Raw genomic sequence first — 16570 nt, forward strand, 5'->3', positions numbered from 1 at the left:
TTATAGCCCATGCTTCCCGACTCGCTGGCGTTTGCAGAGTTTCGTGATTCATGTGGGACAAGACTCAACGGTGCCCTTTGGGAACGGCTCTTGCTCAACGGGGAGCGCGGTTTGCGACGGAGAACTTGCAGGCGCAGGGCAACTGCGTGAGTCACCGGCTACGGAACGAACACCAATTGGAGACATCCTGATGAACGAGAACGACGTGATCAATTGTATTGAAGGCGGGAAAGGCTGCGTCGCCACACGGCACCCAGACCCGAACGTCACGTTGTCCTCTTCAAAGCGGCCATCACGTCGCTCATCAGTTGCCCATTGCGTTGGCCATGTTGTGTCCTTGCTCGCTGTATGCGTTGCCTGCGGGACTCCGGCGATGGCGCAGGAAAGCGCCTATTTTCAAGGGGGGGCGCTAACACGCCCCTCCGGGAAAAACCTCATTAACGATGCCGAAGCAGGGGCTGGATGGGTACTTCCTTGGAGTTGGTATGAGGGGAGGCTTTCAACCCGGCTGGACGTTGGCGTGGGGTATACGAATACCAAGGCCGATGATGCGCTACGCTTCCACGTAACGCCACTTCTGCGTTACCAGGCGGCGCAGCGGGGAATGTTTGGGGAACTTGGCGTTGGCGTGGTCTACCTTTCCGAAAGCGATTGGGGACGACATCACGAGCTCGGTGGCCATCTGCAATTTGGCACCCGAGTGGGAGTCGGCTATGACTTCGGCGATTACGACCTGAGCTTGAACGTTCTGCATGTCTCCAACGCCGGGCTGAAAAAGCACAATCCGGGAGCAGAGATCGTTGGGATACGGTTCTCACGTTCTTTCTGACAAAGCTCTCTCGGCGCAGAGCGGGATTTCGACGCGATGGTGATCGAATCGCCAGGAGCTGCTTTTGTCGGCATTTCCGGTTGGCGCTATGCGCCGTGGCGTGGTGCGTTTTACCCCGTCGAATTGCCGCAACGCGAAGAACTTGCCTTTGCCTCGCGTTCCTTGCCGAGCATCGAGATCAACGGCTCGTTCTATTCGCTGCAGCGTCCCGAGCTCTATGCGTCCTGGTACGCGGCGACGCCCGCCGATTTCGTTTTCTCGGTCAAGGGACCGCGCTACATCACGCATCGTTTGCGCTTGAAGGAGGTGCAGATCCCCCTCGCCAACTTCTTGGCCTCGGGAGTCCTTGCATTGCGTGAGAAGCTCGGGCCGATTCTCTGGCAGTTTCCGCCGCAACTGCCGTACAAGCCTGAACGCTTCGAAGCATTCTTTGAAATGCTGCCACGGGATACCCGACAGGCAGTTATTCTCGCGCGCGAACATGACAAGCGTCTGGATGGGCGCGTTTGGCTGGATGTGAAGGAAAATCGGCCGTTACGGCACGCGATCGAAATCCGTCACCCGAGCTTTGTCGATCCGGACTTCATCGCTCGATTGAGACGGCATGGACTTGCGCTCGTGGTTGCGGATACCGCGAAACGCTGGCCATTGCTCGAGGATCTCACAGCGGACTTCGTCTACATGCGATTGCATGGCGACATCGAGCTGTATGCGAGTGGCTACGATGACAAAGCGCTGGACTTTTGGGCGCTGCGCATCGATCGTTGGCGGCGGGGCGGGCAGGTTGAGGACGCGCGGTTAGCCTCATCTGAGGCCGCCGGGCCGGCATCGCGCCGCGATGTTTTCTGCTATTTCGACAACGACATCAAGGTGCGCGCGCCGTACGACGCAGCACGTCTGGCGCAACGGCTGGGGCTTCGTACCAGCCTCGATGCTAAGGGGTACTTTCCCGTACCGGAAGGAGTCACCTTGTCGAAACGAAAGCGGGCCAAGTCAAGCGAAGAAGGCTGAGGGCCCAAAAACCGGTCTGCTCTATTCCGTGGCGATCAGCCTTTCGCCGGCACGAGGGCTTCCTGACGTCCAACGTATTTGAGGTCGGGCAGAAAGACGGCCAGCAGTCCGATCAGCGGGAGATAAGCACAAACCCGGTAAACCGTGACGATGCCCCAGTGATCGGCGAGCTGGCCGAGGACGGCCGCGCCGATGCCCGCGAGTCCGAAGGCTAGCCCGAAAAAGAGGCCGGACACCGTGCCGATCTTTCCAGGGAACAATTCCTGGGCATAAATCAGAATCGCCGGGAAGGCCGAAGCGAGCATGAAGCCGATGATCATCGTGAGGATCACGGAGGGCGTCGGTCCGACGTAAGGCAAGGCCAGCGTAAAAGGGGCGATGCCGAGAATCGATGCCCAGATGACACGCTTACGGCCGATACGGTCGCCAATGGGGCCGCCCAGCAAAGCGCCCGCTGCCACGGCCGCCAGGAAGTAGAAGAGGTGGTACTGTGCTGTCTGCGTATCCAGGTTGTACTGATGCATCAGGTAGAAAATCAGGTAGCTGTTGATGCTGGCCATATAGAAGAATTTCGAAAAAATCAGGGCCAACAGCACGGCGAGCGTGCGCAGCACATGCGACCTTGGTAAGCCATGCCCCGACTCGACGGCCTTAGCTGCTGGCCGCCGTTGGTGTTCGCGGTACCAGCGGCCGACGCCGGTAAGCACGATCATGGCGATCAACGCCATGAGCGAGAAAACCGCAATGCTCCGTTGCCCGTGGGGCAACACGATCCAAGCCGCGAGCAGAGGGCCTGTCGCTGCCCCCGCGTTCCCACCGACTTGAAAGATTGACTGCGCTAGGCCATGGCGTCCACCGGAAGCCATGCGGGCGACGCGCGAGGATTCAGGATGGAAGATCGAGGAACCGGTGCCGATGAGTGCCGCGGCTAACAGAACCACAGGGAAGCTGCTGGCGACCGAGAGCGTCAGCAGTCCGACAAGCGTACAACCCATGCCCAGCGCCAGCGAGAACGGCTTCGGATGACGATCGGTATAGAAACCGACGAACGGCTGCAGCAGCGAGGCGGTAAATTGAAAGGTTAGCGTGATCAATCCGATCTGCGCAAAGCTCAACCCGAAGGCCGTCTTGAACAGAGGATAGATCGCTAGCATCAATGACTGGATCGTGTCATTGAGAAAATGCGAAAAACTGATAGCGCTCAGGACTTTGAACGCGGGCCCGGGACGGGCGGGGGCGGTGGAAGCTGCTTGCATTTGCGGTAACCGAGTCATACCAGGACAAATGTGACTATAGAGCGTACGATGATTGTCCGTCTCTCGAAAAACAGGCATTCATCTGCTCGAAATGGACATCGGCTCGCCTTTCATTCCCGGTGGTGGAAAAGACGGAGGTGAAAGCCCCGTCGCCGGCAAATCGAAGGATTTCGCGGCCGGGTTTGAGATCAAGGCGCACAGCCATCGGACAACTCAACTGCTGTACGCGGTACAAGGGGTTATGGTGGCCAATACCGATGCCGGACAGTGGGTCGTGCCGCCTACGCACGGGCTTTGGTTACCGGCCGGGACTGTCCATCAAGTACGCATGGTGGGCGAGGTGCAATTGCGTACACTCTATTTCCAGCCAGCCACGGTTGCGGACTTGCCCAACCAGTGTCGCGCTGTCGGTGTGTCGCCTTTATTGCGACAGTTGATCCTGGCGGCAATCGACGTTCGCGAGCCATACACCGCCGATTCACGAGACGGTCGCCTGATGCGGCTACTGCTCGATGAAATTGCGGTAATGCCGAATCTTCCATTGCGCCTGCCTTATCCGACGGACCCCGTGCTGCTCTCGGTATGCCGCGGTCTCGTCGCCCGCTTGGAAGACGCAGAACCGCTCTCGTCTTGGTCGGAACGTCTCGGGATTCATGCCAAGACGATCGAACGACGTTTCTTGCGCGAGACGGGTCTGACATTCGGACAGTGGCGGCAACAAGCCCGGCTGATTACCGCCCTGGAACGTCTTGCGAGAGGTGACAAAGTCGTGGATGTCGCGCTGGAACTCGGTTACAGCGGCCCGAGCGCTTTTGCGACCATGTTCAGAAAGCACTTTGGCGTGCAGCCCAGCGCGTACTTCCATCGGGAGAAAGAATCCGCCTGATCAGGTGCTGCATGCCTCTCCAACCCGTGAGGAAAGAGCGATCACTTGAGGAAAATGCTCAAAGGAGTGAGGGTCGCGATGGCCGAAACCGTGACTTGCGCTTCACCCGGTAATTCGAGCGCGCCTAGAAATGCAAGCGGGAGCAGAAGGCAAAAACGACAAAGCGCCTCGGAAGGCGCTTTGTCGTTTGATTATTGGCGGAGTGGACGGGACTCGAACCCGCGACCCCCGGCGTGACAGGCCGGTATTCTAACCAACTGAACTACCACTCCAATACTGCTAACAATTGCGACGTTTTGCCGCATTTGCCTAATCTTGGCGTCCCCACGGGGATTCGAACCCCGGTACCAACCGTGAAAGGGTTGTGTCCTAGGCCTCTAGACGATGGGGACCCGGACTAAAACTCTTTTTCTTTCGGCGCTCTGGTGGAGGTAAGCGGGATCGAACCGCTGACCTCTTGCATGCCATGCAAGCGCTCTCCCAGCTGAGCTATACCCCCGCTCGAAAGAAGCGCGCATTATAGGGATGAGCCCGAAGCTTGTAAAGCGCTTTTTGATTCATGGCCTCCGTAGAGCGCCTGTTACTCGATTCCACCGGCCGCCAGCCGCTTGAGAACAAGGTCGCGCGGGAAGAGCGAGATGACAGCATCAACTGAGGGGGTCTGCGTCTGACCGGTGAGCAATACGCGTAGCGGCATGGCCAGCTTGGGCATTTTCAAGCCGTGTTTCCCGATGCATGCCTTGATCAATGCGCTGATCGCCGAAGCCTCCCACGTTACGGTGCGGGCACCGGCGAGGAAATCAGCGAGTGCCGGTTTTGCCTCAGCCGTAACGTGCTGTGCAACGAGTTCGTGAGCCGGGTGCAGATCGATGTAGAACACTTCGGCGGCGTCAGCGAGTTCGTTCAGCGTGCTCACGCGTTCTTTGTACAGGGCGATGATCGCGGCCAGCGACGGCTCGACCGTCACCATGACCCCACGGGCTTCAAGCCGTGGTTGCACCAGCCTCGCGAGTCGCTCGTCCTCTGCTTGCTTCAGATAGTGCGCGTTGAGCCAATTCAGCTTCTCGGTATTGAACTGAGCCGCCGACGGTGTGATGTGATCGAGGTCGAACCATTCGCAGAATTGCTGCATTGAGAACACCTCGTCGTCACCATGCGACCAGCCGAGCCGGGCGAGGTAGTTGAGCACGGCCTCTGGCAAGTAACCGTCATGGTCGTACTGCATGACACTCACCGCTCCGTGGCGTTTGGAGAGCTTCTGCCCATCGTCGCCGAGAATCATTGAGAGATGGGCATAGAGCGGGACGTCGGCCCCAAGTGCTTTCAGGATATTGATTTGCCGGGGCGTGTTGTTGACGTGATCGTCGCCGCGAATGACGTGGGTGATCCCCATGTCCCAGTCGTCGACGACGACACAAAAGTTGTAGGTCGGCGTCATGTCGGCCCGTGCGATGACAAGGTCGTCAAGTTCGGCGTTGGCGATCTCGATGCGGCCTTTCACGAGGTCGTTCCAGGCGACGGTTCCTTCCGTCAGATTACGGAAGCGGACTACGGGCTGAACGCCGGCTGGCGGCGTCGGCAAAGTCTTGCCGGGTTCCGGGCGCCACGTTCCGTCGTACCGCGGTTTCAAACCCTTGGCGCGTTGGTCCTCGCGCATCTGTTCCAGCTCTTCGGGCGTCGTGTAGCAATAGTAGGCAGAGCCGTTCTCAAGCATTTGCTGCAGGACTTCTTTGTACCGGTCCATCCGCTGCATTTGGTAAAACGGGCCTTCGTCGTGCGCAAGGCCGAGCCAATTCATCCCATCGATGATCGCTTGCACTGCCTCCGGCGTTGAGCGGGCGACGTCCGTATCTTCGATACGCAGCACGAATTTTCCACCGTGATGCCGGGCAAAAGCCCAGGAAAAGAGGGCGGTGCGCGCGCCGCCAATATGCAAAAAGCCTGTCGGAGAAGGAGCAAAACGAGTGCGGATCATGGTTTGAGGGCGTTGGCGAAAAGATTCTATTGTAAAGGAACGCCAAAGCGATTTGACCGGACTCGGCACGTATGGTTAAATCGCGTCCCTCTATCGGGCAGTTAGCTCAGCGGTAGAGCACCGCCTTCACACGGCGGGGGTCACTGGTTCGATCCCAGTACTGCCCACCATTGTTTGTGTGTCGTTTCCAGCGTTTTGTGTCCCGTTAAGCATAAAGTGGCCATGCGGACGCTTATTGCTTTATTTCACGTTGGGACACATTTTGGTTTATCGGGTTGTCTGAAGTACAGTCAAAAGTTTTTTTCCGAAACGGTGCCACACCGGCAGCCGACGCATAAAAACGGGACCCGCAGGTCCCGTTTTGCATTTTTGGATTAGGAGTGAGTAATTAAGCGTCGTTCGCAACGACCGCCTTGGCGACATGTCGGTAGGTATGACGAACCGATTTCAGCTCATCATCCAAGCGCGCCCAGATCTCCCGGGCACTGATTCCCTCGTAGCCCTCTTCTAGCCGTTCCTGAACCAACTGCCCCACCTGTTCCTGAAGTCGCCCCACCTTCCCTTGTCGTAACGCTTCCTGGTATCGGCGGGAGCGATCGACAAGAGCGCGCGTCTCCGCGTTGGCACGCAGGTAGAGCAACTTGTGCTCAACCCCGGTGCGGCGGCAGGCTTCGACCAGGGTGATCGGAGTTTCCTCCGCCAGCAGGGTTCGCAACTGTTCTCGGATCGCGTCCCAGTCCAGTTCGCGGGAACGGATTCCCTTCCGGGGCGAGGTCAAGAGAGGCAGGGTGAGCTGCACCGGTTCAACGGGAGGCGTCCAATCCGAGAGGTCGCCGGCAAACAGCCGGCGCAATGGCAGGCCACTGTGTCGAGCGATCGCCAGCCAGGCCGGGAGGGATGGCGACCCGCCTTTACGGACCCAATGCCACACGCCGCTTTTGGATAGATCGAGTCGCCGAGCGAACGTGGTGACGCTACCACCCGCCATCCGTTCGATGAGGATTTCGAGAAGCGGGAGGAGCCCCTCAACGCCACCCGAGACGGGCACCACAACAGCTCAGCGCGCACTTCTCATCCAGGCTGCCGCGCAATTGGGAAAAATGCAGGCGATGACGTAAAGTTGTTGCTATAAGGGCTGCCGATAGCGCGGGGTGAGGACGCTCATCGAGTGGAAATGGGAAACGAAATGTTTCATTCTGTCATCGCGTCGGTAGCACGCATCCGGCGCCGACGCTGCTCTCCGTCCCGTCCCGGATGGCTGCGTCGCGCGGTGGCTGCCATCGTGCTTGGCGGAAGCGCATTCTTCGCCTGGGCCCAGACGGGTTCTCCCGAACTCACCATCCTGCATTTTGAACGCATGCCATACTTCGGCGTTGAGAGCGGTCGGTCTGCCGGGCTGTTGGTCGACATTTCCGGGTTGGTCTTCGCAGAGGCGAAAATCGCTGTGCGGTACCAAGTGCTTCCTGTGCGCCGGATATTCGCGATGCTGGCGGAGCCCTTCAATGCCTGCACGCTCGGTGCTCTGAAAACCGAAGCGCGAGAAAAGACGTACGCCTACTCCGACGACTTCATTTACCAGGATCAGCCGTTCACGGTCATCCTCAACGCAAAGCATCGCCATCTGTTTTCCAAGGAACCTACGGTCCGCGATATCCTTGAGAGTCCGCTTCGTCCCGGAGTCATCGACGGGTATGCGTATGGCGAATGGCTTGACCGTAATCTTGCGCAATACCAGCCGACTCTGAGCCGAATCAATATCGGGGATGATACGGCCCGGCTGTTCAGGATGATCATCGCCGACCGCGTAGATTACATGTTCGCCGTGGTCGAAGAGGCGGACTACGTGTTGCGCCGACATCCGGAGTTCGCACGCGATCTCGTGAAAGTCGCGCTGGCGGACGCTCCTGCGGGAAACAAGCGCTACTTGCTATGCAGCAAGGGCATCGACAAGGACCTGATGCGGCGCATCAACGTGGCTATCGCACGGGTGAAGACCAGTTCGGAGTACGGCTCGGTCATCATGCGGCGATGAGGGTCGGTTCCTCTGCCACCGATGGTCAATTGGGCATTCTCTTGTGAGGCGAACGATTCCATAGAGCGACGCTTTCGCGCGCGCTTCCGGGGTAGACTCACCGTTCTGTCTTTCGTTAGGCGGGCAATGGTTTCCATCGACTCCAAGCTGGCGCAGGAAATCGTCGAACGGACGATGAAAATCATCCCGTTCAACGTCAACGTGATGGATGCACGGGGAATGATCGTCGGCAGCGGCGAGGGCGCAAGGATCGGCGAAGTGCACGCCGGCGCACAACTCGCCCTCGCGCGGGGGGAGACGGTCGAGATTGAACTGCCCGATTCGCGCAATATGCCCGGTAGCCGGCCGGGTGTGAATTTACCGATGACTGTGCGCGGGGCGCTGTGCGGCGTGGTCGGTCTTACCGGGGATCCCAGAGTCGTACGACAGTTCGGCGAACTCGTCCGGATTACCGCTGAAATGATCCTTGAACAGGCCCAGTTGCTCGGGGAGTTGCAGCGCGAGAAGAGATACCGCGAGGAGTTCGTCTTCCATCTGGTTAATCAAGAGAACACATCGCGTGCCGATCTTGAGGCTTGGGCTCTGCGGCTCGACATCGATTTTGATGTGCCGAGGGCCGTGCTAGTGCTCAACTTGACCGAAGAAGAGCTACCAACCGACCAGGCGCTCAAGGAGCTTCAGCGTTGTCAGACGCAACTTGCCATCCGCCAACCGGAGGCACTAACTGCCGTGATTTCACCGCGCGAGATGGCGATCCTCAAAGTTTTCGACGATCGTGCCTTGCGGAAGCCGCGGCAAATTATGGCGCGCGAAGAATTGGCGGCTCTGGCTGCGGCTCTCGAAAGGGAAAGTGGACGACTGTGTTCGCTCGCCATGGGCGTCGCCTTGCCCGGCATCGAAGGCGTGCCGCTTTCCTACCAGAGCGCATGCAAGACGTATCGGGTCGGGCGGCAACGTTGCCCTGAGAAAAGACTCTTCTCGTTCTACGACCTCAGCCTTCCCGTGCTGCTTGCCAGCCTGGGATCAGGCTGGCAGGGCGAACAATTGCGCCGTCCGCTGCAGGGGTTGAATGCTGCGGACAAACGGGGCGCCATGCTGCGGCGAACCTTGGATGTATGGTTCGCTCAGAACGGTCATGCAGCGGCGGCCGCCAATGCATTGCATATTCACCGCAACACGCTTGATTACCGGCTGAATCAGATCGAGGAAGCGACTGGCCTGGATCTGGGTAATACGGATGACCGACTGTTGCTGTACGTCGCACTGCAACTCGATTGATACGCGCTACATGGGTATCGGGGCTCCGGCGGAGAAGCCGAAGCCCCTACGAGCGCTAGATCAATGCGATCTTCAGTACGTAGACAACTGCAATTCCAACGAGCCCTTGAATGAGGGTGCCCATGCTGTGGCACTTATAGGCAAGGTCGACCTTAAGGCCGGAGAACTGCGATACGACCCAGAAGTAGGAGTCGTTGGCGTGAGAAATCACCATGGCGCCGCACCCGACAGCCATCGTCGCGAGGACGGCACCCGTCGGCGTTGCGAGACCAAGGGTGCCGAGCAGCGGGTAGACGATGGCCGACGTAGTGATCAGTGCGACAGTTGACGATCCTTGGGCCGTCTTCAATGCCGCGGCAATGATGAACGGCAGGAAGATGCCGAGATTGAATGCCGCGAGACTGCTGCCCAGGTAGTCGGCAATCTTGCTTGCGGCGAGCAAGGCGCCCAACGATCCGCCCGCGGCCGTGATCATGATGATGGCCGCAGAGTCTTTCAGACCGTCGCTGACCCAGCCCGACAGAACTTCTTCGTTAAGCTTTGGAACCAGGGTGAAGCAGCAGAGAAATCCGAGCAGCAACGAGACCATCGGTTCGCCGATGAAGTCCAGCGTCAGCTTCAACATCCCATTTCCGAAGGGCAGGCTGGGGAAATTGGCCACCGATTTCAACGCGATGAGCACGATGGGCAGCACCAGCGGCAGGAATGCCGAGAAAGCGCTGGGCAGGTTCTTGTATTTCTCCAGCAGCTCCTCGTAGCTGATCGATGACTCGGCAATCACCTCGTAGTGGCTTGCGAATTTCGTTGCCCAGAGGTAGCCCGCAATCGTCACCGGGATTGCCACGATCAGTCCGACGGCGATGACCATGCCGAGGTCGGCGTGCAGGTTGTTGGCGGCCGCGATCGGTCCTGGCGTCGGGGGTACGAGCGTGTGGGTCGCATACAGGCCGGTCGAAAGCGCCGTTGCCATGACGGCCATCGAAACACCGGATTTGCGCGACAGCGATTTGTTGAGAGCTGAGAGGATGACGAAGCCCGAATCGCAGAAAACCGGGATCGATGTGATATAGCCGATGATGCTCATCGCCAATGCCGGCCGTTTGGCACCTACGACCTTGAGCACGGTTTCGGCCATCGTCAGCGCAGCGCCCGTCTTCTCCAGGAAGACGCCGATGATCGTTCCCGCAATGATGACGATGCCGATCTTCTCGGCGGTACCACCAAAACCTTTCATTACCGCCTTGCTTACTTCGACCGGATTCATTCCCGCGGCGAGCCCGACGAAAAACGCGGCCGCGAGCAAGGCGAGGAATGCGTGCACCTTGAGTTTGGAGATCAGCACCACGATCATGACGATCGCGATGACCAGTATGACGAGCAACATCGGCCCTTGTACCATTCGTCTTCCCTCCTAGTGTTGTGATATCCCTGTTGAATTGAGCCTTTCGGCTTTCTTACCGGCCCATGCGAGCCGCTTTTATGATCCGGCACAGGCGTGTCGAACCGGATTCGATCAAGGCTGGAGCGCCAGCGATGCATTCCTCGAGCGCCATGGGACGGTCGCAAATGCTCATCACCGCGTCGATGCCGCAGGCAAGCACATCCTCGGCTCCATGACCCAGGCCTCCAGACAAGCAGAAAACAGGTACGCCGAATTGCTTGGCGACTTTCGCTACGCCAACCGGCGCCTTGCCGTACGCCGTCTGGAAATCCGTACGGCCTTCGCCCGTAATTACAAAATCCGCCTCGCGAACGATTTCGGCGAAGCCGACGGCGTCAAGGACGATTTCCACACCCGGCCTGAGCTTGGCCGGCGTAAAGAACATCAACCCGGCACCGAGGCCACCGGCAGCGCCCGCCCCAGGCAACGTGGCAACATCGCGCCCGGTAGCGATCTGCGCGCGCTCGGCGAAGTGCGCGAGGGCAGCGTCGAGCTCGGCGACAATCTCAGGCGTCGCGCCTTTTTGCGGGCCGAATACAGCCGAGGCGCCGCGTGGCCCGCAGAGTGGGTTGTCGACATCGCAAGCAACGGTGATCGTCGCTTCGGCAACGCGGGGATCGATGTCCGTCAGATCGATCCGTTTCAACCGGGCCAGCTCCGCCCCGCCTTCGGGGAGTTCGCTTCCGTCGTCGGCCAGGAAGCGCACACCGAGCGCCCGCGCCATTCCTGCACCGCCGTCGTTGGTCGCGCTGCCGCCGATGCCGATGATGATATTGCGCAGGCCGGCGTCCAGACAACGCCGGATCAATTGACCCGTACCGAACGTGGTCGCCTTGCGCGGATCCCGCTCGTCCTGATGCAAAAGCGGCAATCCGGAAGCGGCCGCCATCTCGATCACGGCAGTGCGGCCGTCGCCGAGCACCCCCCACTGAACGCGTATCTTGCGGCCCAGGGGATCGACGACTTCCGCTTCGCGCACCCGACCGCTCGTGGCGCAGACCAGTGCTTCTACCGTCCCCTCGCCGCCATCGGCAATCGGTATCTTGCGAATGTCGGCTTGCGGAAATACCTGTCGCACGCCACGCGCCATGGCCTCGGCAACACCGAGTGCCGATACACTGCCCTTGTAGGAATCCGGTGCAATAACGACTCTACCCAAAGCGACTCCTCCGCTGAATAGGTGTTGTTAGGTGGGCGGCCCGATCTGCGTATCCTAGGCAGCGCGCCTCGGACGGTCATCGTGCCAATACCCAACAATTGCGGAAAAGATGCGCCGATTCTCGGCATTTCGCCCAATTGTGAAATGCGGTTCGGCTGTTGCAAGGAGCGTACCGGACAGCCTTGACGTCGCTCGCGCAGGGGGGCGGAAGTATGGGACAGACCAAATCCAGTCACCCCGGTTTATCATAGCGGGATGGGTGGCAAGAGAGGATTTTTTGGCTCGATGACGAAGACCATGAACAACCGGGCCCGGTTTTTCCGTTTGCCGTTGGGTAAGGTGGCCTTTGCCGCTGTGTTGACGGTGTTGGCCGGCTGCAATACGACGCGACCACGGGTATACCAGGACGAGACCTTCAACGCTGAGACTCCGTTTCAGTACTACAGCAGTCGCGAGCCGGAAGGAGCCTGCGAAATCGGCAAGCGCGCTCTGCTCAGCCAGGGGTATCAAGTGGACGCGTCCGCCCCGCTTAACGTGCGCGGCGAGAAGTATTTCCAGCCGGCCACCGAACTGGCGACGAAACTAACGATCACGTTGGTGTGTCTCCCGAGCAGCCTGGGAGCCGTGGTCTACGCCAATGCGCTGGAAACCCATTTTGAGCTGAAGGCCCCGGGGAGCAGCGCCGGCGTCAGCGTATCCGGCCTCGGATCCCTGTCGCTGCCATGGTCCATAGACAAGAGCACGCTGGTCAAGGTCGGCGAAGCGACGGTCACGGCTCCTGAGTTCTATCAACGCCTGTTCGAGCTGATAAAGACGCTTGATGGCTGAAACGGCAAAGATGTCTCTTAAATATCAAATCGTCCCCGTTACTCCATTCGAACAGAATTGTTCGCTTGTCTGGTGCTCCGAGACTCAGCGCGCCGCCGTGATTGATCCTGGCGGTGATGTTTCGCGCATCGTGAACGCCGCGGCCAAGCTCTCGCTCACCATTGAAAAGGTTCTGCTTACGCACGGGCACATCGACCATGCGGGTGGCGCCGCCGAACTGGCGCAGCGTCTTTCTGTGCCGATCGAGGGGCCGCATCGTGCCGATCAGTTCTGGATCGATGGCTTGCCTCAACAGAGCCGGATGTTCGGTTTCCCCCCAGTGCAGGCCTTCGTGCCTGATCGCTGGCTGGAGCACGGCGACCACGTTACAGTCGGCAACCGAGAAATGTCCGTATTGCATTGCCCGGGCCACACGCCGGGTCACATCGTTTTTCACGACGCCGGCGGTAAGCTGGCGTTCGTTGGTGATGTCCTTTTCAAGGGCTCGGTCGGCCGTACGGATTTCCCGCAAGGGGATTTCGATGCGCTGATTTCGTCGATCCGTGAGCGCCTGTGGCCGCTCGGTGATGACGTGACTTTCGTTCCTGGCCATGGCCCGACCTCGACCTTCGGAACCGAGCGGCGCACAAACCCGTTCTGCGGCGACTGATCCGGTCTCGCCGCGTACCTACCAGCTGTTGATCGAGGTCGCGGTCCCGGTGACGGTCCGCGTGGGGTGTTTTGGGACTTTCGAGTTTCCTGCCGGGCAATACGTCTATACCGGAAGCGCTATGCGGAATCTCGAGGCGCGGGTGAAACGCCATCTTGCAACGGAAAAGCGCCTCCGCTGGCACATCGATTTTCTGCTTGCGGCACCTGGCGTGCGCATTTGTGAGGTACGGCGTTTCGTAGAAGCCGAATGTACGGTAAACGAACGCACGAAGGGCGAGGTCGTTGTTGCGGGCTTCGGGGCCAGCGATTGCCGCCATCGGTGCGGCAGCCACCTCAAGCGAGTGCGTTGATTGCACCCGCGCAGCAGGCCCTAATCCGAGTTCTCGATGTTGATCCGGCTCGCCCAGTGCAGTGCAGCTACTTGCGCTCGAGAATGCAGTTCGGGAGTGATGCCCAACTCTGCCAGCGCCCGTTCCGCCATGGCGAATTGACCCGCTTCACCGGCGGCGACAGCGGAAACAAGCCGGCCTAACGCCCCGCCAGTGTTCGGTGAACTGAGCGCCTCGATGACGGCCTCGTGGACCGGCAACTCCTTGACGATTTCGCTCATCGGCAGGTTGATGAGAACGTCGAGCAGCGAGAACAGTCCGGTGATGAAGGCATTGTCCGCGAGGTCTGGAACGCCGGGTTTGGGGTCGATCGCTCCGCAGATGAGTTCCATTTGGCGGCCGCGCGCCGCCGCGAGCTGCATCAGCGGGTTCGGCGCATGGCCGTCGGCCAGGTTGTTCGCGTAGACCAGTAGTTGTAGCCACCGTTGCAGTTGGCGTCTGCCGAGGATGGCAATGGCTTGCGAGAAACTGCTGATTTTCGTGCGAGCCCCGACGGCGACCGAATTGACGAGCCGCAGCAGATGGTACGAGAGCTTCGGTTCCTCGCGAAATACCGCTTCGATCTCGCGCGTATCGCCGTCGTTGCGCACGAGATTCAGAAGCTTGAGGAGCTTCAGGCGGGTAAGGTCCGGTTCCTTGCCCAAATTGGGATTGTGACCTGTCAGGAAATGGCTTGCGCTCCATTCCACGCCGCGTCCGGCGAGCCATCCGAACATTTCGTACGAATCGACGTTCGCGGCGATCTTGAAAAATCCGGCATCGCGGAAGTAGGAGAGATCGGCCGTGGAGAATTCCTGACGCACGAAAGCCGCGTCAAAGCGCACGTGCGAGAAGGCATCGATCGGGATCCGCCGCAATATGGAAACGTCGTCCAGCTCGATGCCCACCGGACATCCGCGCGCGCGCAACGCCTTGTAGCGCTCGACCGCATTGGTGTCTTGAAGCACGGACGACGGAGCAATGAAAACGACGTGCCGGGCGGCGAACTCGTTTGTCTGCAGTTGTTCCTCGCGCCCGCTCGCTTGGGCGGGGCGCACGAGCGCCAAGAGGCCTGCCAGCGACGCTGCGTCCGAATCGGAATAGCAGGCGGCAAAGTCAGCGTCCGGGGCTGGGCTGAAAGTTCCAGGCTGCCAGTCGGCAGCCGCCCAGCTACGGTCAGCCGCCAGAATCGGACGGAAGAAGAAATATGTCGACGGCATGGATCGGCCTTGGGCGACGTTTTTTTGCTTCGTGTTTGTTCTCGCAAGGCGCGAGAAGCGTCGATTCTATCGCAGTTCTCCGCAGGGCAGTACGCGAAACGAACGGACGCCGCGGTCCGAATACCCGGCAATTTCTGAGAAACGGCCATGGTCGCGGAACCCGATGGAGCAGTCTGCGACTCGATAGCGCTTCGAGACGGCCGCGTTTTCCCACTGCGTCATTTGGCGTAGACTTGTGACTTTGGCTGGAGGGGGTTCTGGCCATCCTGACGACGGAGTGGGCGCGCGCATGAATTCAGCATCAAAAGGAGGAGCGGCAGAGGGCGGGACCGCTCAATTCGATCATCCCGATTTTCTCCATCTCTTTTCGGCGCGTGCGCGCGCTATTGAAAGCTCGGCGATCCGCGAAATTCTCAAGGTAACCGAGCGCCCGGAAGTGATTTCGTTCGCGGGCGGCCTGCCCGCGCCGGAAACCTTCCCCATTGCGGCGATGAATACGGCGATCGATCGGGTTCTTTCTTCTCGGGGTCGCGAGGCGCTGCAGTACAGCACAACGGAGGGCTTTGCCCCACTGCGCGAGTGGATCGCCCGCCGCCTGAGTACGTCGACAGCGCCTGTGTCTCCTGATCAGGTGCTAATGGTTTCGGGGTCGCAGCAGGGACTCGATCTGCTGGCTAAAGTGCTGATCGACCCAGGCGACACCGTACTTGTCGAAACGCCGACCTACCTTGGCGCCTTGCAGTCGTTTTCGCTCTTTTCCCCAAGATACGTGTCGGTCGCCTCGGATGACGATGGGCTATTGCCGCAGGGCCTGACGGAGTCGATGCGGGGCGCGAAGTTCCTTTACTGCCTGCCCAATTTCCAGAATCCCACAGGGCGTCTGCTTTCCGAGGCGCGCCGCTACGAATTGGCGCGGCGGGCGCGCGAACTCAATCTGCTGATTCTCGAAGACGATCCCTACGGCGCGCTTTCGTACGACGGCGAGACGCCGCCGTCGATCCGCTCATTGGCGCCCGAACGAACCGTCTATATGGGCTCCTTCTCGAAAGTGTTGGCACCCGGTTTGCGTCTCGGCTATGTGGTCGCTCCGGCCATGCTGCGCGGAAAACTGGTGCAAGCGAAGCAGGCGACCGACTTGCACACGGCGACGCTGTCGCAAATGGCGGTCCATGAGGTAGTCAAAGACGGATTCCTTGATACGCACATCCCCACGATTCGTTCGCTCTATCGCGAACAATGCGCGGCGATGCTTGGTGCGTTGCAGCGTCATATGCCGCAGGGCGTGCGTTGGAATGCGCCGCGCGGCGGCATGTTCCTGTGGGTCGAGCTGCCGAAGGGCATCGATGCGACGGCCATCCTGGAGAGGGCGATCGAGCGCAATGTCGCTTTCGTCCCGGGCGCGCCGTTCTTTGCCGGTTCGCCTGTCAAGGAGACTTTCCGACTGGCATTCGTCACCGTGCCGCCGCCGCGCATCGAGGAAGGAATTGAGCGCCTCGCTGCGGTAATTCGCGCGGCGCTCTGAGCGGTTTTTCCGTGCTTGCTACGGCAGGTGAGATCTGCCGTCGGCCTATGCCCCGAGGATAACCCTGGCGCTATCCCGGGCATTCCGGTTTTTTCGCCGGTCGCCGGTACAATG

15 protein-coding genes and 4 tRNA genes are annotated in these 16570 nt (G+C 59.8%); 10 read left to right on the forward strand and 9 right to left on the reverse strand.

Annotated elements, in window-relative coordinates:
- Positions 1-190 precede the first annotated feature (190 nt).
- Both NZ453_RS04485 and NZ453_RS04490 read left to right on the forward strand, forming a co-directional pair.
- A complete protein-coding gene (locus NZ453_RS04485; RefSeq protein ID WP_263769193.1) occupies positions 191-829 on the forward strand; it encodes an acyloxyacyl hydrolase in 639 nt (212 codons plus the stop codon).
- 36 nt (positions 830-865) lie between these two features.
- Positions 866-1840, forward strand: a complete 975-nt coding sequence (locus NZ453_RS04490; RefSeq protein WP_263769195.1) for a DUF72 domain-containing protein — start codon at positions 866-868, stop codon at positions 1838-1840.
- Positions 1841-1875: 35 nt separating this feature from the next.
- Here NZ453_RS04490 and NZ453_RS04495 read toward each other — a convergent pair whose 3' ends face one another.
- Positions 1876-3096, reverse strand: a complete 1221-nt coding sequence (locus NZ453_RS04495; protein ID WP_263769196.1) for an MFS transporter — start codon at positions 3094-3096, stop codon at positions 1876-1878.
- A 52-nt stretch (positions 3097-3148) separates the two neighbouring features.
- Between NZ453_RS04495 and NZ453_RS04500 the strand changes: the two genes are divergently transcribed.
- Positions 3149-3982: an AraC family transcriptional regulator gene (locus tag NZ453_RS04500; RefSeq protein WP_263769197.1), complete on the forward strand. Its 834-nt coding sequence runs from the start codon at positions 3149-3151 to the stop codon at positions 3980-3982.
- Positions 3983-4177: 195 nt separating this feature from the next.
- Here NZ453_RS04500 and NZ453_RS04505 read toward each other — a convergent pair.
- The 4 genes from NZ453_RS04505 to gltX all read right to left on the reverse strand — a co-directional run bounded on the left by NZ453_RS04505 (position 4178) and on the right by gltX (position 5957).
- A tRNA-Asp gene (locus NZ453_RS04505) sits at positions 4178-4254 on the reverse strand.
- Positions 4255-4298: 44 nt separating this feature from the next.
- Positions 4299-4374: transfer RNA gene (locus tag NZ453_RS04510), tRNA-Glu, on the reverse strand.
- 31 nt (positions 4375-4405) lie between these two features.
- Positions 4406-4481, reverse strand: a tRNA-Ala gene (locus NZ453_RS04515).
- An 81-nt stretch (positions 4482-4562) separates the two neighbouring features.
- Positions 4563-5957, reverse strand: a complete 1395-nt coding sequence (gltX, locus tag NZ453_RS04520) for a glutamate--tRNA ligase (RefSeq protein ID WP_263769198.1) — start codon at positions 5955-5957, stop codon at positions 4563-4565.
- A 95-nt stretch (positions 5958-6052) separates the two neighbouring features.
- Here gltX and NZ453_RS04525 point away from each other — a divergent pair.
- Positions 6053-6127: transfer RNA gene (locus tag NZ453_RS04525), tRNA-Val, on the forward strand.
- A 218-nt stretch (positions 6128-6345) separates the two neighbouring features.
- Here the strand turns inward: NZ453_RS04525 and NZ453_RS04530 are convergent.
- Positions 6346-7005 (reverse strand): hypothetical protein, encoded by a 660-nt coding sequence (locus NZ453_RS04530; protein WP_263769199.1) that lies wholly within the window; start codon positions 7003-7005, stop codon positions 6346-6348.
- A 138-nt stretch (positions 7006-7143) separates the two neighbouring features.
- Between NZ453_RS04530 and NZ453_RS04535 the strand changes: the two genes are divergently transcribed.
- Together NZ453_RS04535 and NZ453_RS04540 are read left to right on the forward strand one after the other, a co-directional pair.
- Positions 7144-7989 (forward strand): substrate-binding periplasmic protein, encoded by an 846-nt coding sequence (locus tag NZ453_RS04535; RefSeq protein ID WP_263769200.1) that lies wholly within the window; start codon positions 7144-7146, stop codon positions 7987-7989.
- Between the two features lie 126 nt (positions 7990-8115).
- On the forward strand, positions 8116-9267 hold the full coding sequence (locus NZ453_RS04540) for a sugar diacid recognition domain-containing protein (RefSeq protein WP_263769201.1): 1152 nt from the start codon (positions 8116-8118) through the stop codon (positions 9265-9267).
- A 55-nt stretch (positions 9268-9322) separates the two neighbouring features.
- Here the strand turns inward: NZ453_RS04540 and NZ453_RS04545 are convergent, their stop codons facing one another.
- Both NZ453_RS04545 and NZ453_RS04550 read right to left on the reverse strand, forming a co-directional pair.
- A complete protein-coding gene (locus tag NZ453_RS04545) occupies positions 9323-10666 on the reverse strand; it encodes a GntP family permease (RefSeq protein ID WP_263769202.1) in 1344 nt (447 codons plus the stop codon).
- A gap of 55 nt (positions 10667-10721) precedes the next feature.
- Positions 10722-11867 carry a glycerate kinase gene (locus NZ453_RS04550; RefSeq protein ID WP_263769203.1) on the reverse strand — a complete coding sequence of 382 codons (1146 nt, stop codon included), beginning with the start codon at positions 11865-11867 and terminating at the stop codon, positions 10722-10724.
- A gap of 285 nt (positions 11868-12152) precedes the next feature.
- Between NZ453_RS04550 and NZ453_RS04555 the strand changes: the two genes are divergently transcribed.
- Genes NZ453_RS04555 through NZ453_RS04565 form a run of 3 tightly spaced genes read left to right on the forward strand, consistent with a single transcriptional unit; the run spans position 12153 to position 13696 of the window.
- Positions 12153-12695 (forward strand): DUF2242 domain-containing protein, encoded by a 543-nt coding sequence (locus NZ453_RS04555; RefSeq protein ID WP_263769204.1) that lies wholly within the window; start codon positions 12153-12155, stop codon positions 12693-12695.
- Entirely contained in the window at positions 12688-13344 is a 657-nt protein-coding gene (locus tag NZ453_RS04560) for an MBL fold metallo-hydrolase (RefSeq protein WP_263769205.1), read from the forward strand. The genes NZ453_RS04555 and NZ453_RS04560 overlap by 8 nt, the downstream gene beginning before the upstream one ends.
- The gene (locus NZ453_RS04565; protein WP_263769206.1) at positions 13286-13696 is read left to right on the forward strand and encodes a GIY-YIG nuclease family protein; all 411 of its coding nucleotides are present in this window, start codon (positions 13286-13288) and stop codon (positions 13694-13696) included. The genes NZ453_RS04560 and NZ453_RS04565 overlap by 59 nt, the downstream gene beginning before the upstream one ends.
- A gap of 20 nt (positions 13697-13716) precedes the next feature.
- Here the strand turns inward: NZ453_RS04565 and NZ453_RS04570 are convergent, their stop codons facing one another.
- A complete protein-coding gene (locus tag NZ453_RS04570) occupies positions 13717-14934 on the reverse strand; it encodes an EAL and HDOD domain-containing protein (RefSeq protein ID WP_263769207.1) in 1218 nt (405 codons plus the stop codon).
- Positions 14935-15223: 289 nt separating this feature from the next.
- Here NZ453_RS04570 and NZ453_RS04575 point away from each other — a divergent pair, with 289 nt between their 5' ends.
- A complete protein-coding gene (locus NZ453_RS04575; RefSeq protein ID WP_263769208.1) occupies positions 15224-16456 on the forward strand; it encodes an aminotransferase-like domain-containing protein in 1233 nt (410 codons plus the stop codon).
- Positions 16457-16570 lie beyond the last annotated feature (114 nt).

Source organism: Propionivibrio soli (assembly GCF_025770765.1).
GTDB classification, from domain to species: Bacteria; Pseudomonadota; Gammaproteobacteria; order Burkholderiales; family Rhodocyclaceae; genus Propionivibrio; species Propionivibrio soli.

Bases quoted from the DNA above. Each gene is read 5' to 3' on its own strand.
- NZ453_RS04575 (WP_263769208.1), top strand. From the start codon at position 15,224: ATGAATTCAGCATCAAAAGGAGGAGCGGCAGAGGGCGGGACCGCTCAA.
- NZ453_RS04485 (WP_263769193.1), top strand. From the start codon at position 191: ATGAACGAGAACGACGTGATCAATTGTATTGAAGGCGGGAAAGGCTGC.
- NZ453_RS04490 (WP_263769195.1), top strand. From the start codon at position 866: ATGGTGATCGAATCGCCAGGAGCTGCTTTTGTCGGCATTTCCGGTTGG.
- NZ453_RS04555 (WP_263769204.1), top strand. From the start codon at position 12,153: ATGACGAAGACCATGAACAACCGGGCCCGGTTTTTCCGTTTGCCGTTG.
- NZ453_RS04540 (WP_263769201.1), top strand. From the start codon at position 8,116: ATGGTTTCCATCGACTCCAAGCTGGCGCAGGAAATCGTCGAACGGACG.
- NZ453_RS04570 (WP_263769207.1), bottom strand. From the start codon at position 14,934: ATGCCGTCGACATATTTCTTCTTCCGTCCGATTCTGGCGGCTGACCGT.
- NZ453_RS04495 (WP_263769196.1), bottom strand. From the start codon at position 3,096: ATGCAAGCAGCTTCCACCGCCCCCGCCCGTCCCGGGCCCGCGTTCAAA.
- gltX (WP_263769198.1), bottom strand. From the start codon at position 5,957: ATGATCCGCACTCGTTTTGCTCCTTCTCCGACAGGCTTTTTGCATATT.
- NZ453_RS04560 (WP_263769205.1), top strand. From the start codon at position 12,688: ATGGCTGAAACGGCAAAGATGTCTCTTAAATATCAAATCGTCCCCGTT.
- NZ453_RS04565 (WP_263769206.1), top strand. From the start codon at position 13,286: ATGGCCCGACCTCGACCTTCGGAACCGAGCGGCGCACAAACCCGTTCT.
- NZ453_RS04535 (WP_263769200.1), top strand. From the start codon at position 7,144: ATGTTTCATTCTGTCATCGCGTCGGTAGCACGCATCCGGCGCCGACGC.
- NZ453_RS04545 (WP_263769202.1), bottom strand. From the start codon at position 10,666: ATGGTACAAGGGCCGATGTTGCTCGTCATACTGGTCATCGCGATCGTC.